This is a genomic window from Caulobacter endophyticus, from assembly GCF_003116815.1.
Lineage (GTDB): Bacteria > Pseudomonadota > Alphaproteobacteria > Caulobacterales > Caulobacteraceae > Caulobacter > Caulobacter endophyticus.
In genome coordinates this window covers 21,997-38,082 of record NZ_QDKQ01000071.1, presented here as the reverse complement: position 1 = coordinate 38,082, position 16,086 = coordinate 21,997, and the positions used below count along the sequence as shown (strand labels likewise).

10 protein-coding genes are annotated in these 16,086 nt (G+C 69.8%); 6 read left to right on the top strand and 4 right to left on the bottom strand.

Features of this window, described 5'->3' with window-relative positions:
• Nucleotides 1-228: 228 nt before the first annotated feature.
• The 4 genes from DDF67_RS21680 to DDF67_RS21665 form a co-directional block, all read right to left on the bottom strand.
• A complete protein-coding gene (locus tag DDF67_RS21680; RefSeq protein WP_199229308.1) occupies nt 229-1,629 on the bottom strand; it encodes an amidohydrolase in 1,401 nt (466 codons plus the stop codon).
• An 8-nt stretch (nt 1,630-1,637) separates the two neighbouring features.
• Nucleotides 1,638-4,922: a TonB-dependent receptor gene (locus DDF67_RS21675; RefSeq protein WP_199229307.1), complete on the bottom strand. Its 3,285-nt coding sequence runs from the start codon at nt 4,920-4,922 to the stop codon at nt 1,638-1,640.
• Between the two features lie 309 nt (nt 4,923-5,231).
• Nucleotides 5,232-5,864 (bottom strand): flavin reductase family protein, encoded by a 633-nt coding sequence (locus DDF67_RS21670; protein ID WP_109454868.1) that lies wholly within the window; start codon nt 5,862-5,864, stop codon nt 5,232-5,234.
• Between the two features lie 8 nt (nt 5,865-5,872).
• A complete protein-coding gene (locus tag DDF67_RS21665) occupies nt 5,873-6,658 on the bottom strand; it encodes a GntR family transcriptional regulator (RefSeq protein ID WP_109454867.1) in 786 nt (261 codons plus the stop codon).
• A gap of 274 nt (nt 6,659-6,932) precedes the next feature.
• On the opposite strand from DDF67_RS21665, the gene DDF67_RS21660 reads away from it, so the two are divergent.
• The 6 genes from DDF67_RS21660 to DDF67_RS21635 all read left to right on the top strand — a co-directional run bounded on the left by DDF67_RS21660 (nt 6,933) and on the right by DDF67_RS21635 (nt 16,047).
• Complete coding sequence (locus DDF67_RS21660) at nt 6,933-8,111, top strand: ABC transporter substrate-binding protein (protein ID WP_199229306.1); 1,179 nt, start codon at nt 6,933-6,935, stop codon at nt 8,109-8,111.
• A gap of 3 nt (nt 8,112-8,114) precedes the next feature.
• Nucleotides 8,115-8,993, top strand: coding sequence for a branched-chain amino acid ABC transporter permease (locus DDF67_RS21655; protein ID WP_109454865.1), 879 nt, complete (start codon nt 8,115-8,117; stop codon nt 8,991-8,993).
• A 2-nt stretch (nt 8,994-8,995) separates the two neighbouring features.
• On the top strand, nt 8,996-11,461 hold the full coding sequence (locus tag DDF67_RS21650) for a branched-chain amino acid ABC transporter ATP-binding protein/permease (protein ID WP_109454864.1): 2,466 nt from the start codon (nt 8,996-8,998) through the stop codon (nt 11,459-11,461).
• Between the two features lie 72 nt (nt 11,462-11,533).
• The gene (locus DDF67_RS21645; protein WP_109454863.1) at nt 11,534-14,254 is read left to right on the top strand and encodes an ATP-binding protein; all 2,721 of its coding nucleotides are present in this window, start codon (nt 11,534-11,536) and stop codon (nt 14,252-14,254) included.
• 159 nt (nt 14,255-14,413) lie between these two features.
• On the top strand, nt 14,414-15,013 hold the full coding sequence (locus tag DDF67_RS21640) for a helix-turn-helix transcriptional regulator (RefSeq protein ID WP_109454862.1): 600 nt from the start codon (nt 14,414-14,416) through the stop codon (nt 15,011-15,013).
• A gap of 11 nt (nt 15,014-15,024) precedes the next feature.
• Nucleotides 15,025-16,047 carry an alpha/beta hydrolase gene (locus DDF67_RS21635; protein WP_109454861.1) on the top strand — a complete coding sequence of 341 codons (1,023 nt, stop codon included), beginning with the start codon at nt 15,025-15,027 and terminating at the stop codon, nt 16,045-16,047.
• Nucleotides 16,048-16,086 lie beyond the last annotated feature (39 nt).

Below are 16,086 nucleotides of genomic sequence, written 5' to 3'. Positions count from 1 at the left end.
AACTGTTTTTACCCAATGGCTTGCACGAATTTCCTTCATCCCGACAACGCGCCTGCCGAGCCCATAGATCGCCAAGAAGATATATTTCTACTTATTTTATAGGATTTTAGCTGCGCAGGAAACGGAGGATGCGGGCTTGCGCCCCCGGTTCTGACGCCGATAGCCGGGCGGACGCCGCGTCCGCCCGGCCGTCAAGCGCCTCGCCCTTTCCAGGGCGGAACGTTTTTTCTAGGCGCGAGCCTTGAAGCCGCCCGCCGCCACGACGCCGCCATGCAGGACGACCTGGCGGGGCGTCAGGCGCGCCACCGCCTCGGCCGAACTGGCCGCGTCCACGAACACGCAGTCGGCCGCGTCGCCGGCCTTGGGCCACTGCTGCTCGCCCGTCGGCGACAGCGGGGTGATGCCGCCGGTGGGGATCTTCAGGGCCTGGCCGATGGCCTGCTCGTCCGACCAGCCGTAGAGCTGGCAGGCCAGCTTGGCCTTCTCGAGCACGTCGCCGCTGCCGAACACCGACCAGTGGTCGATGACGCTGTCGGTGCCGGTGAACACCTTGACGCCCGCCGCCTGCAGGCCCGGAATCGGCATCACCCGGCCGCCGAACGGCACGGTGGAGGCCACCGACACGCCCGCCGCCGCCATGCGCCCGGCTAACTCGGTCAGGGCCGGCTTTTCCAGCGACATCAACGAAAAGCCGTGACTGATCGTCACCCTGTCCTTCAGCGCCGGATTGCGGGCGGTGATGTCGGTGATCCGCGAGATGGCGGCCACGCCGCTTTCGCCCGGCTCGTGGATGTGGATGTCCACCCCGGCCTTCTCGTCCAGCGCCACTTGCATCATCAGATCGACCGATCGCTCCATGCCGCCGTCCACCGTGGTGGGATCGATGCCGCCGACATAGGCCGCGCCCGCCCGCACCGCTTGGCGCATCTGCTGCTCCAGGCCAATGCTGGCGAAGCCGTGCTGCGGGAAGGCGACGATCTCGTAGCCGAAATCGGCCTGGTGGCGGTCGAGGGCGGCCTTGAGCTTCTCGACGTGTTTGGTCCCGATCACCGGATCGACATTGCACTGGCTGCGGGCGAAGGTCGTGCCATAGCCCTGCAGCAGCGCCACCAGGGCCTCGGCGCGGGGCTCCAGCGTCGGCAGCAGCTCGGGCAGCAGCTTCTGTTCCAGCTTGATCTGACCGGCGATGCCGCCCTTGCGCTTGCGCGGCGGCTGCCAGGGACCGCCGTAGAAGGTCTTGTCGAGGTGGATGTGCATGTCGCGGAACGACGGCAGCATCAGAAGGCCGCCGGCGTCGTACGCCACCGCGCCGGGCGGGATCGCCGCGCCGGCCGGCAGGACGGCGGCGATGGTCCCCTTCTCGATCTTGATGGTCTTCAGTTCGGTGCGGGTGGCGACGACCTCGTCGCCCTCGCGCTCGTAGCCGGTCTCCAGGCGGACGTTGCGCAGGAAGTAGGTCGCGCCCGCCACCGGCCCCTTGGCCGGGGCGGCGGCGGCGGCCGAGGGGGCCGAGGCGGAAAGGCCAAGCGCCCCCGCCGCCAGGCCGCCCGCGCCCAGCAGGGCGCGGCGGGACAGGTCCGCCGTCGGGGCGGCGGAAATGGAGGGGGTGTTGAACATGCGATCGCTCATATCGGCCTCTAGAACTTGTAGCGGACGCCGAGCTTCACCTGCCAGACGGACTGGGTGTTGAAGCTGGTGGCGGCCTTCGACGTGAACTTGTCGAACTGGTAGAAATTCCCCTGCCCTGCGGCGCAGCCGACGCCGGCGAACTGGCAGTTGCGGACCACGATGTTCGACGAGACGTAGGGGTTGGGCACCTGCTGGATTACGCCCCACTTGTTGTTGAGCATGTTCCCCAGGTTCTCGATGTCGACATAGATCTCGGCCTTGGCCGCGTGCGGGAAGAAGGCCGGAGCCTCCTGGCTGATCCGCACGTCGATCGTGGTGACCTCCGGCGACTTGAAGGCGTTGCGCGGGGTGATCTTGCCCGCGTAGTCGATCAGGCCGGTCTTCTGCAGGAAGGCGTTGAAGGCGGCGAAGTCGAAGCCGGGCGCATAGGTGATGATCGGGTCGCTGGTGGCGGTGACCAGGCCGCTTGCCGTCTGGGGCACATAGAGCAGCTGGCGATTGCGCGAGGCGTTCGAGCCGTTCTCACCCACCAGCACATCGCCGGCCTGGGCGGCGTTGGCGCCGACGTCGAAGGTGTAGCTGAACGGCAGGCCCGAACGGCGCTGGGCGAACAGGCTGATCCCCGTGCGGTAGCCCGAGAAAAACTCCCGGCGATAGCTGAGCGACAGCTTGGAGAGGTTGCGGAACTCGTAGTTGGAGGTCGCCAGCGACGGATCGTTGGGATCGTCGGTCGCCACGCCGTTGTAGTTGGCCGCCGCCACCGTGCTGATGCCCGGATTGACGTCCTTGGAATTGATGTAGGTGTGCGACAGCTGGGCGTCCAAGCCGTCCAGCCAGCCGTCGGACCACCGCTTGCCCAGCGCTACGCCCAGCTGGTCGGTGTGACCCTTGCCGGTGTTGGTGACCAGGATATCGTAGCGGTTGTCGCGGCCGCGCAGGAAGGTCGGGCGACCGTCGGGCGCTGCCGGACCGGGATTTGCCTCGCTGTAGAGATCGCGCCAGGTGACGGCGTCCTTGACCTCGGTGCGGATATACTCTGCGCTGACCCGCCAGTCGTCGCCGCCGAAGCGGCCCAGGTCGAAGTATTTCTGGACGCCGATCGAGGCCTTCCACGACGACTGCGGCTTGAAGTCGGGATCGAGGATGTTGGTCAGCCCCTGCCCCGTCGCCGCGCTGGCGGTGTTGAGCTGCTGGACGGCCTGATTGACGGCCTTGGCGTCGACATTGTTCAGCCCCGCCAGGCACGCGGCGCTGGCCGTGGCGGTGCGGGCGCAGTTGACGTTACCGAGCACGATGCCGGTGTTGTAGAAGGTGTTGGCCGTCCAAACCGTGGGCGAGCCGCCGCCGAACAGGCCGACACCCCCGTAGACGGTCAGGGTCTGATCGGGCTGCCAGTTGAAGCCGAAGCGCGGCTGCAGCAGGTGCTTGCCGTCGAGATTGGCGCTGTTGTCGAGGCCATAGCGCGCCAGGATCACCGGATTGGCCTGCGGGCTGTCGCTCTGCTCGAACCAGTCGTAGCGCAAGCCGGCCTTGACGGTCAGGTTCGGCAGGATCGCCCACTCGTCCTGGAGATAGACGGTGTTCATGGCCGAGTGGATCGTGGCCCCGCCGTGCGCCTTGATGTTGTCGCCGGCGTTGGCGTAGGCCAGCGACGAGGCGCGGCGCGCCTCCAGGTCGGCGATGGAGTCGAAGACATAGGCGCCGTTGGCGTTCTGGACGAAGACGTCCCAGATCTTCAGGGCCTCGCGCTCGTAGCCGCCGGTGATCTTGTGGGCGCCCAGGGTGTAGACGCCCTTGGCGCGGTATTGCTGCAGATAGGTGGTCAGCTCGTTGGCCTGGTAGGAGGCGTCGGTGCCGGCATAGATGCTGGGGCCAACGCCCGCGCCGTTCACGAACACCCGGAACTGGGCGTAGTCCGTGCCGGCCAGCGGCGTCGAGGGATTGTCCATCTTCTTGTACGAGGCCGACAGCTCGGTGGTGAAATTGTCGGTCCAGTTCGAGAACAGCTGGGCCTTGTAGACGTCGAGATTGTTCTCGCGCTCGATCCACTTCGACAGCAGGCCCAGCGACGTCGAGGCGCCCGTCAGGGTGTTGCCCGAGGCGTTGAGGTTGGAGCCGTAGGTGCGCTGGTAGGAGACGGTGGCGCGATGGCGCTCGCTGATGTTCCAGTCCAGCTTGATGAAGTACTTCTCATCCAGATTGCGGAACTGCGAGGCTGAATAGCCCAGCGGATCGTAGCCGTAGACGCGCTTGATGATCTCGCGCACCTGCTCGGCTTGGGCGACGGTGACCCCGGGGACCTCGTTGGGCATGCCCGAACCGACCGGGCCGGTCAGCGACGGCTCGACCCGTTCGAACTTCTCGTAGTTGGCGGTGAAGAACAGGCGATCCTTGATGATCGGGCCGGTCAGGGTGGCGCCCCAGGTCTTTTCCGAGAACTTGCCGCCCAGGGTGCGCTTCTGGCGCGAACCGTCCTGGAAGTCGTCGTACTCGAACTTCTTGCCCTGCAGGTTCTGGTTGGTGTTCTCGAAGAACACCATGCCGTGGAAGGCGTTGCCGCCCGACTTGGTCGTGGCGTTCATCGTGCAGCCGCCGAACGAGCCGTAGTTGACGTCATAGGGCGCCAGCTCGACGCCCAGAGTCTCGACCACGTCCATCGAGATCGGCGAGCGCTGGGTCGGATAGCCGTTGGCCTGCAGGCCGAAGTCGTCGTTCTGGCGCACGCCGTCGATGGTCAGCGAGTTGGAGCGGTTGTTGGCCCCGCCGCAGATCAGCGCCTTGCTGTTGGTGGAGTCGATGGCCACGAACGGGTTCATCCGCGCCAAGTCCTTGAGGTCGCGGCTGATCGAAGGGGCCAGCTGGATCTGGGCCGCGCTGAAGTTGGAGCTGGGGCCGGTCTTCAGGTCCTTGGCGCCGACCGAGGCGGCGGTAACGACCACCGCATCGACGGCCCCGCCGTCGAGGACGAAGTTCAGCTGGAAGGCGTCGCCGGTATTGACCGCCGGCACCTCGACGGTCTTGGCGCCGTAGGTCTCCGAGTTGGCCGTCACCCGATAGGGACCGCCCGGACGCAGGTTGCGGGCTGAGAAGGCGCCGTCGGCGCTGGTGGTCGCCGTCGTCGTCGTGCCCGAGGGCGCGTGGACGATGGTCACCTGGGCGCCGGCCACGGGCGCGCCGGCCTCGTCGGTCAGCCGCCCCTGGATCGCGCCGGTGATCACCTGGGCCTGGACCACCGCGGGCGCGGCCGCCATCGCGATCACCCCAATCGCGGCGCCGGTCGAAAGCCTTCTCATGAACGTCATCGCCATATCCCCTGTTGCGAGTGCGGCGCGCGTATCCCCACGCGGCCGTGTCCTCGGCGGCGGGATCGGCACGGTCGCCGGGCCGCCAGGGACGACTTCAGGGAAACTGGAATTTCGTCGATGATCTAAAATTAAATCGTCGACGATTTAATAAATCAGTGTCGACGTTATGTCTGCCAGTTTTTTTGGCCGCGCGGCCGGGCGAGGCGCCCGACCTTGGGGCGCCGTCGATCATCGAATGTGGTTATGGGGCGGGATGGAAGTCGGAGGATCGTCGACGATCCTCCCGAGGCGGACGACCTAGATGCGGTCGATCTCGGTCTCACGCACCTTGCCCGCCTCGTCCTCCAGCGAGAAGCGGTCACGGGTGGTGACGTAGAAGCTGGCGCCGAAACGGCCGACGGGGAAGTAATCCTGCAGGCTGACGCGCCAGGCCCTGGTGTCGATCAGTCCCTCGCGGGCGTGCAGGTGCAGCACCTTGCCGAAGAAGATCAGCCGGCTGTCGGTGCGGATCGTCTCCCACAGGGCGCATTCGAAGGCGACCGGGGCCTCGGCGATGCGCGGCGGCGCGATCTCTACCGAGGGCGCCGTGGTCAGCCCCACCTTGTCGAGTTCGCTCTGGTGGGCCGGCAGCGCCTCACCGCAGGCGTGCATCTTGGCGGCGATGGCCTCGTCGGCCAGATGGACGACGAACTGGCCGGACGTGACGATGTTGGCGGCCGTGTCCTTCAGCCCGCCGGACGCCAGAAGGTTGATGCTGATCATCACCAGCGGCGGCTCCTCGCCCAGCATGTTGAACATGCTGAAGGGGGCGGCGTTGACCACGCCGTCGGCGTTGATCGTGGTCACCAGGGCGATGGGCCGCGGCACGATCAGGCTCGCCATCAGCTTGTAGCGTTGATAGGCGGTGATGCTGGCAAAATCGACGTGCATGGCGCGGCTCAGGCCAGGTTCAGCATCTGGGCCAGGGTCTTCACCGAGGACGGCCGCTCCAGGCAGATCCGCTCCTCCAGCCCGACCAGGTGGGCGTTCATCGCCGCCACGGCGCGCTTGGCGTCGCCCTTGGAGATCGCGTCGACGATATCGCAGTGCTCCTCGTGCTCGCAGGCGGCGTTGCCGGCCGGCTCGTACAACGCAACGATCAGCGAGCAGCGCGAGATGAGCTCGGTCAGGTAAGCCAGCAGGATCGGGTTGCCGCCCAGGGCCGCCACCCGCAGGTGAAAGTTGCGCGCCGTCTGGGCCCAGGCCGGCTGGTAGGCGTTGGCCATGGCCTCTTCCTCCTGGTGCAGCAGGGCGTGCAATTCTTCGATATCCTTGCCGCTGTGACGCTGGACGGCCAGCTCGACCAGCGCGGCTTCCAGCGCGCGGCGGGCCTCAAAGATCTTGCGGGTCTCTTCCGGCGTCGGAGCGGCTACGACCGCGCCGCGGTTGGGGCGCAGCTCGACGATGTGGTCATGCTCCAGCCGCTGTAGCACCTTGCGCACCACCGCCCGGCTGACCCCGAACAGCGAGCACAGGGCGGGCTCCGGCAGCTTGGTCCCCGGCGGCAGGCGCTGGTTCAGCACGCCGTCGAACACAGACTGGTAGATGCGCTGCTCGACATCGGCCCCGCCATCGATGGCGGCGATGCCGGCCATGTCGGTCTTGGCCGGGCCACGACCGGCCTTGCGCGCGCCGGCGGCGGTCTTCGAGGCGTTGCGCGGCTTGGCCGGAGGCGTCTGGGTCATGAAATCCGCCGAAACTGGTGATTGCGGTTGTAGGCGCCCGCATCGGGCCCGATGCAACCGGGGATCCGCGCCGACCGACCGCCTTGAACCCACGATGCCGCGATCGCGAGCAGATTTGCAATGACGAATGTCGACTTTCTGCACAGTCAGAATGTCGACGCATATTTCTAAAAATCGTTGACGATTTTATGAGCCGAGGAGCGAACGACGCGATTAACTCGCCTTCGAACAGGGCCCGTCGCCGAGCGGCTGCGCCAGCACAATGAGGTGTCTCGTGTCGAATCCGTCCCGCCGCATGTTCGCCGTCGGAAGCCTCGCCGTCCTGCTGGCCGCCTGCAAGAGCCAGGGCGGCGCAGGGGCGGTGAAGATCGGCCTGGTCACCGCCCTTTCCGGCCAGTCGGCGCGCTCGGGCGAAGCCATCACCCGGGGTCTGACCGTGGCCATCGACGAGATCAACGCCGCTGGCGGCGTGCTGGGCGGCCGCAAGCTGGAACTCGTCCGCCGCGACGACGAGAGCAACCCGGCCCGAGGCGTCACCGCCGCCCGCGAACTGATCCACCGCGAGAAGGTGGCGGTGCTGTTCGGCGGGCTCGACACCCCGGTGGCTCGCGCCATCGTGCCGATCGCCAGCCAGGCCAAGGTTCCCTTCATGGTGCCGTGGGCGGCCGGCACCGCCATCACCCAGAACGGGACCAGCCCCAATTTCGTGTTCCGCGTCTCGGCCGTCGACGAAGAGGTCGACAAGGCCATGGTCGCCTATGCCCGCGAGACCTTCGCCGCCAAGCGCCCCGGCCTGATCCTGCTGAACAATGCCTGGGGCGAGTCCAACGAGAAGGGCCTGAAGGCGGCCCTGGCCGCGGCCGGCTCTCCCCTCGCCGGTTCCGAGCGCTTCGAGCCTTCCGACGTCGACGTCACGCCCCAGCTTGGCCGCCTGCGCGCGGCCGGCGCCGACGCCCTGCTGCTGGTTGGCACGGTCGGCCCCTCGGCCCAGGTCGTGCGCTCGCTCGACCGCATGGGCTGGAGCGTGCCGGTGGTCTCGCACTGGGGCCCGGCAGGCGGGCGCTTTGGCGAACTGGCCGGCCCCAACGCCGGCCGCGTGACCTTCGTCCAGACCTACAGTTTCGCGGGACCGGTCACGCCCGCGCGCGACAAGGTGCTGGCCGCGCTGATGGCCAAATATCCCGACATCAAGTCGCCGGCCGACATCTCGCCGGCCGTGGGCGTGGCCAACGCCTATGACGCCCTGCGCCTGAGCGCCCTGGCCATAGACAAGGCCGGCACGACCGACGGCGAGGCCGTACGCAAGGGTTTCGCCGCCATCGACCGCTACGAGGGCCTGATCAAGACCTACGAGCGCCCCTTCGCCGACGGCCGCCACGACGCCCTGACGGAGAAGGACTATGTCTGGGCCCGCTTCGAAGGCGACGCCATCGTGCCGGTCCAGCGCGGCTAGGCCATGGATTTTCTGGCTCCCCTCCTCAGCGGCCTGGCGCTCGGCAGCATGTACGGGCTGATCGCGCTGGGCTTCCACATCACCTTCTCGGTCTGCGGGGCGCTGAACTTCGCGCAAGGAACCAGCGCCATGCTGGGCGCGGTGCTGCTGTTCACGCTGGAACGCACCCTGGGCTGGCCGATGCTGCTGGCCGCGCCCGCCGCGATCGCGCTGTGCGGCCTCTACGGCCTGATGGTCGAGGGCCTCGCCGTGCGGCCGTTCCTCAAGCGCAAGTCCGACGCCTGGCTGATGGCCACGGTCGCTCTGGGCCTGGTCACCGACAACGCCACGCTCTTCCTGTTCGGCACCGAGCCGCGCAGCCTGAGTTCGATCCTGACCGCCTCGTCTGTCAGCGTCGGAGGCGCTTCGCTGGGCGTCTATCCCCTGCACCTGCTGATCCCCGTCATTGGCCTGGCCACGGCGGGGGCGCTGCACTGGATCAGCCGCAAGACCCTGCTGGGCACGGCGATCCTGGCCGTGGCCCAGAACCGCGACGCCGCCAGCCTGATGGGCATTCCCGTCGGCGCCATGATCGCGGCGGCCTTCGCGGTTTCCTCGGCCCTGGCCGGCATGGCCGGCGCCCTGGTCGCGCCGCTGTTCACCATCCAGCCCGACATGGGCGTCGTCCTTGGCCTCAAGGCGTTCGCCGTCGCCATCCTCGGCGGCCTCAAGAACCCGTGGGGGATCATGACCGCCGGCGTGCTGTTCGGCGTGGTCGAGGCCGCGTCCGCCAGCGTGCTGGGCTCGGGCTACACCCAGATGCTGACCTTCGGCCTGGTGATCCTGGCCCTGGCCCTGCGTCCCGACGGCCTCTTGGGCCGCGCCGAGGTGCGAAAGGTATGAGCATGCGTTCCTTCGCCTCCACCCTGGCCGCGCTGGGCGGGATCGTCGCCGCCCTCGTCCTGGCCGGCATGCTCGACAGCTACTACGCCTTCGTGCTGGGCCAGATCGCCCTGCTGACGATCGTCGGCGTCGGATTGAACATCCTGATCGGCCTCGGCGGCCAGATGTCTTTCGGCCATGCCGGCGTCTACGCCATCGGCGCCTATGCCGTGGCGGTGCTGACCACGCGGCTGGGCGTCAGCTTCTGGATCGCCTGGCCCCTGGGCGCGCTGCTGGCCGGCGGCGTCGGGGCGGTGATGGCGATCCCCGCCCTTCGCCTGAAAGGCCCATACCTGGCCATGGTCACCATAGCCTTCGGCCTGATCGTCGAGCATGGACTCGTCGAGCTGCGCGGGGTCACCGGCGGCCAGAACGGCATCCTCGACATTCCCGCCCCCAGCCTCTTTGGTCAGACGCTGGACGCCAACGGCATGGCCATGCTGGCCGTGGCCGTGGCCAGCGCATCGCTGCTGACCTTTGCGCGGCTTTCGGCCGGCGGCTGGGGCGCGGCCATGCGGGCCGTGCGCGACACCGACGTCGCCGCCGCCTCCATCGGCCTGAACCCCACGGTCATACGCACCCTGGCCTTCACCGTCTCGGCCCTGTTCGCGGGCGCGGCCGGCGGCCTGTTCGCACCTATGGCCGGGTTCGTTACGCCCCAGACCTTCAACCTGACCCAGTCGATCCTGTTCGTGCTGGTAGTGATTCTGGGCGGTTCCGGAACCCGCCTCGGGCCTTTGCTGGGCGCGCTGGTCGTGGGCCTGCTGCCTGAACTGCTGTCTGGCTTTGAGGCCTATCGTATCCTGGTGTTCGGCGCCCTGCTGATGGTGGTGCTGTGGCTGGCCCCGCGCGGGCTGGCCGGACTTTGCGACGCCCTGCCCTTCAAACCCAAGCCCTCCGCCCCGCTTGCCGCCGAGACCGCCCCGCCGCTGGCCGGGCTGCTAGCCGCCCGTCCCCGCGCTGCTCTGCGGGCCGAAGACCTGGGCATGCGCTTCGGCGGCCTGCGCGCCCTGGACGGCGCCCGGTTCTCGCTGCCGCCCGGACAGGTGACGGCCCTGATCGGCCCCAACGGCGCGGGCAAGTCGACGGTGATGAATCTGCTGAGCGGCTTCTATCGCCCCACCGACGGCCGCTGCCTGCTGGGCCAGACGCCCCTGCCCCGCCAGGCCTTCGCCGCCGCCCGGGCCGGGGTGGCGCGCTCCTACCAGACCTCGCAGGTGTTCCAGAGCCTCAGCGTCGAGGACAACGTCCTGCTCGCCGCCCGACGGGGCAAGCTCGGCTCCCCCCTCGCCCGCTTCACCCCCACCGCAGAGCGTGAACGCGCCCGCGCCCTGCTGCACGCCTGTGGCTACGCCGGCGACCCGACGCTCCCCGCCGGGGACCTGGCCCACGTCGACCGCCGCCTGGTCGAGATCGCCCGCGCCCTGGCGCTGGACCCCGACGTCCTGCTGCTGGATGAGCCGGCCGCCGGCCTGTCGCAGGAGGACAAGCGCCGTCTGGCGGCCTTGCTCAAGGAGATCGCCGAGGCTGGCGTCGCCGTAGGCCTGATCGAACACGACATGGGTCTGGTCATGGGCGTATCCGACGCCGTCGTGGTCCTGAACGCCGGGGTGCAGATCGCGCAGGGCACGCCCGTAGAAATCCAGGCCGATCCGGTCGTCCGCGCCGCCTATCTGGGCTCCGCCCCGGCCTCTGCGCCCGTCGATCGCGGACTGGTCAGCCGTCTGGACGCCCTGCGGGTGGTCAACCTGACCGCCGGCTATGGCGCCGCGCCCGTGCTGTCGGGTGTCGAGATCGAGGTCCGGCAGGGCGAGGCCGTGGCCCTGCTGGGCGCCAACGGCGCGGGCAAGTCGACCCTGATGCGGGTGATCGCCGGCCTGCACCCGGCCGCCGCGGGCCAGGTCGCCTTCGAGGGCGGCCTGATGAACGGCCTTCCGGCCAACGAGCGCGTGCGCAAGGGCGTGGTGCTGTCGCCCGAGGGACGGCAGGTGTTTCCCGAACTGACCGTGCGCGACAACATCCGCCTGGGCGCCTTCCTCGAGCGCCGCGACCTGGAGGCCCGCACCCAGGAGATGCTGGCCCGCTTCCCGCGCCTGGCCGAGCGCCTGCACCAGCGGGCGGGCCTTTTGTCGGGCGGCGAACAGCAAATGCTCGCCCTGGCCCGCGCCCTGATGAGCCGCCCCAAGGTGCTGTTGCTGGACGAGCCGTCGCTGGGCCTGGCCCCGCGCGTCATCGAGGAGATCTTCGCCGCCTTCCGCGACCTGCGCGACCAGGCGCTGACCCTGCTGATCGTCGACCAGATGGCGGGCCTGGCGCTGTCGGTCTCCGACCGGGCCTATGTGCTCAGCGGCGGCCAGATCGTGGCCCACGGGACCTCGGCGCAGATCGCCGCCGATCCCGCGGTCAACGCAGCCTATCTCGGTGGCTGAAAGGGGTCACGGTCACGCCATCGCGCAAGATTAGTTCTATCGGCGCAAAACGAATCCGCGCGAAACCGCCCCATGCCGTCCAGCACCGCCCCCGCTTCCCTGCTCGCCTTCGGCCCGTTCACCCTGGACCGGGAACGGCGGCTGCTGAGCGCGGGCGGCGAGCCGGTGGCGATCGGCAGCCGGGCGCTGGACATCCTGCTGGCCCTGATCGACGCCGATGGCGAGCTCCTGAGCAAGGAGCAGCTGCTGGCGCGGGTGTGGGCCGACGTGACGGTCGACGAGAGCACCCTGCGCGTCCACATCGCCGGCCTGCGCAAGGCCCTGGGCGACGGTCGTGACGGCGCCCGCTACGTGCTGAACGAGCAGGGCCGCGGCTATCGCTTCGTCGCCCCGGTGCAGCGCCCCGGCGCAGCCCCGGCCGTTCCGCAGGCCGCACCATACGCCCCAGCGCGGCCGAGGCCTGCCGGCCGCCGCATCGTCGGCCGCGACGCCATCGTCGACAGTCTCGTAGAGCTGCTGCCCGAGCGCGGATTCATGACCGTGATCGGCCCCGGCGGCATCGGCAAGACCACGGTGGTCACGGCCGTCGCCGAGCGCGTAGCCCAGGCCCAGGGCCTGCCCTGGGTGTTCGTCGACCTCGCCCCGGTCGCCACCTCCGAACTGGTGGCGGGCACGGCCGCTTCCGCGCTCGACCTGCCAGGCTTTGGCCGCGACGCCGAGGCCTCGGTCGTCGCTCGTCTGGCCAAAGCCCCGGCGGTGCTGGTGCTGGACAACTGCGAGCATGTGGTCGATGCGGCCGCCGATCTGGCGCAGGCCATACACCAGGGCGCGCCTGCGGCCCTGGTGCTGGCCACCAGCCGCGAGGCGCTGCGGGCCGAGGGCGAGTGGGTGCATCGCCTGCAGACCCTGCCCGCTCCGGAGAGCGAGATGATCGACGCGGAGACGGCCGGCGGCTATCCGGCCGTGCAGCTGTTCGTCGAGCGCGCCAGGGCGGCCGACGACGCCTTCGTCCTGACCGACGCCAACGCCGCCGCCGTGGCCGAGATCTGCCGCCGGCTGGACGGCATGCCGCTGGCGCTGGAGTTGGCCGCCGCCCGCATCGACATGATGAGCGCCGCCGAACTGGCCGCCAATCTCGACGACCGCTTCAGCCTGCTGACCAAGGGCCGCCGCACCGCCCTGCCCCGCCAGCAGACCCTGCGCGCCACGCTCGACTGGAGCTATGGCCTGCTGCCGATCGAGGGCCGCACGGTGCTGGACCGTCTGGGCGTCTTCGCCGGCGGCTTTCCGATGGAGGCGGCCCGCACCGTGGCGGCCGACGAGACCATCGGCCGCCACGCCGTGCTCGACATCGTCACCGCCCTCGCCCGCAAGTCGCTGCTGGCAGTCGACGCTTCGGGGCCGACAACCCTTTATCGCCTGCTCGACACCACCCGCGCCTACGCCCGCGAGGCCCTGGCGGCAGGTCCAGACGCCGCCGCGATCGCCCGCCGTCACGCCGAATACTGCTGCGCCGAACTGGCCGACACCGACAGCGCCTGGGAGGGGCGGGCCCGCCGCGAATGGCTGGCCGAGAAGAGCCGGCTGGTCGACGACGTGCGCGCCGCCCTGGCCTGGGCCTTCAGCCCGGCCGGCGACCTGCCGCTGGCCATCCGCCTGACCGTGGTCTCCGCGCCGCTGTGGTTCCACCTCAGCCTGCCGCGCGAGTTCCTGGCCCTGGTCGAGACGGCGCTGAAGCGCATCGCCGCCACAGACCTGGCCGGCTCGGCGGCCGAGGTCGAACTCCTGACCGCCCAGGGCCATGCCCTGTGGCACACCCACGGCCCCACGACGGCGATGGAGACCGCCTTCGCCCGCGCCCTCGAGATAGCCGAAGCGCTGGACGATCCGGGCCTGAGGCTGCGCGCCGGCTGGGGGCGCTGGGCCCAGGCCATTCTTGCCGGCCGCTACGCCGACTGCGCTGTCTTCGCCGACGGCTTCCAGGCCATCGCCCAGGCGGTGGGCGATCCCGCCGCCCTGCAGACCGCCGACCACATGCAGGCCCTGCGCCATCACTTCGCCGGCGACCAGCAGGCGGCGCTGGGCCTGATCGAGCGGGTGATCGCCACCCATACCGGCCCGGTGGTCGCCAACCAGGCCAACCACGCCCAAGTCAACGACACGATCGCGGCCCAGGCCCTGAAGATGCGAATTCTGTGGCTGCGGGGCGAGTCCGCGCAGGCCCTGAGCCTGGCGCAGGAGACGGCCGACGCGGCCTTGGCCACCGACCATGACCTGACCATCTGCTACGGCCTGGCCGTCGGCGCCGTGCCGGTGGCGCTCTGGACCGGCCGCGTCGACCTCGCCCACGCCTGGGTCGAACGCCTGCTGGAGCGCGCGCGCGGCCGGGGCGTGCGCTTCTGGGAGCTGTGGGGCCAGGGCTATCTGGCCGCCCTGGATCCGGCCGTGCGTGTGTCGCCGGAAGCCTTCCCTATGCAGGTCGAATGTTTCGCCGCCGTCGACGCAGGACTCGCCGACGCGACCATGCTGGCGCGCCTGGAGCAGGAGACCTCGCTGTGGGTCGGGCCGGAACTGATGCGCCTGTCGGCCATGGCCGGCGCGCCGGACCAACGCGAGCCGCGCCTGCGGGAAGCGCTCGACCTGGCTCGCGTTCAAGGGTCCGGCGCCTGGGCGCTGCGCATCGCCGTGTCGCTGGCCGAGCCGGGCCGGGTGCGCGAGGCTCTTGAGGCCATGCCCGACGTTCCCGGCTGTCCGGACCGTCGCGCGGCCAGGGCGCTGCTAAGCACGGACTGAACATCCGGTCGCGGCGCATGAGGCAAGGCTTCAAGCGGTTGCTTTCAAAGGCGTTTTCGCGCTTAACAACTCTACACAACGCTTAACTCACGCTCGGCGGGGGACCTTGGCATCGTGCTTTCACACCGGCGGCCAGCCGGCGCTGAAAGGAACGCAGCCATGTCCCTCGAACCCATGACCCCCGCCGCTGTCGCCGGCTTCGATCACGTGATCGACCTGGACGCCGGCGCCCTGCCCGAGCTGATCGCCGGCCTTCTGGCCGACGCCCGGGCCGCCGCCCGTCAGGATCGCCTCGCCGCCGAACGTCGAGTGCGCGAGGCGGTCGAACTGGTGCAGCGCGAGGGCAAGCGCCTGCTGGACGGCGTCCGCCCCATGCCGTTGACCGGCGGCTTGGCGCCCTGGCAGGTGCGTCGCGTCGACGCCCATCTGGCCGCCCATCTGGACGCCCCGGTGAAGGTGTCGGACCTCGCCGCCCTGGTCCGCCTCAGCGTCAGCCACTTCTCGCGCGCCTTCGCGGTCAGCTACGGCGGCGGGGCCCGCGAACACATCATCCAGCGCCGTCTGGACCGCGCCCGCCAGATGATGATCGAGACCAACGAGCCGCTGGGCCAGATCGCGGCCGCCTGCGGCTTCGCCGACCAGGCCCACTTTTCCAACCGCTTCCGCCGCGCCTTCGAGACCAGCCCGCTGGCCTGGCGGCGCCTGCACCAGCGCGGACAGGAGCCGTCCATCGCCGCCGCCGACGCGGCCTTCGCCTGAGGACCCTCGCCTTGTCCCGCAACGACCTCGCAGCCACCCCGGTGCTGACGCCCGCCTCGGCCCATCCGGTGCTCGACCCCGCCACCCAGCAGTTCGTCGACGACCGCCTGGACCGCCGGCCCGCCGCCCTGCGCGACCAGCCGCTCGACGCTGTGCGCTCGGCCTTCGCACAGGCCCAGGCGCCGCAGTCCGACCTGCCGGAGATCGCGGCCGTCGACTTTGTCCTGCACCTGGCCGGCGGCGAGCGCCTGCCGATCCGCATCCTGCGCCCGCCGGGCGAAGAGAGTCCGCTGCCGGTCGTGCTTTACCTGCACGGCGGCGGCTGGATCATGGGCGGCGCGGGCACGCACGAGCGGCTGATGCGAAGCCTGGCGCTCGGCGCTCGCGCGGCCGTCGCTCATGTCGGCTACGCCCTGGCGCCCGAGGCCCGGCATCCCGCCCAGATCGAGCAGGCCCACGCCGCGCTGATCGCGCTCGTCGAGCGCGCGGCCAGCCTGAACCTGGACGCCAGCCGTATCGCGCTAGCTGGCGACGGTGCGGGCGGCGCGATAGCCGCGGCCTTGACTCTCAGGCTTGCGATCGCCGACGGTCCCGCGCTTGCCGGCCAGGCCCTGCTGTGCCCGATCACCGCGCCCGTCGGCCAGAGCCCCTCGAGCCTGGCCTTCGCCGAAGGCCCCGGCCCCACGGCCGACGACCTGCGCTATTTCGAGGACTGCCTGGGGGCGACGGCGGACGGAGAAACGCAGGCCTTCGTGCTCGACACGCCTTTGCGGCGCCTGACCGGCCTGCCCCCGACCCTCGTGATCACCGCCGAGGCCGACGTCACCCGCGACGACGCCGAAGCCTATGCCCGCAAGCTGATGCGAGCCGGGGTCGAGGTCACGGCCCTGCGGCTGATCGGGGCCATCCACGACTTCATGGTGCTGGAAGCCCTGCGCGACACGCCGCCCGCGACGGCCGCGGTGCGCCAGACGATCGACTTCCTGCGGACGGCGCTCAGAACTTCAGCTGCAGGCGGGCCTGGGCGACCGTGACGTCGGCGCCCAGCTGCACGCCCGCGCTCGGCCGGCTGT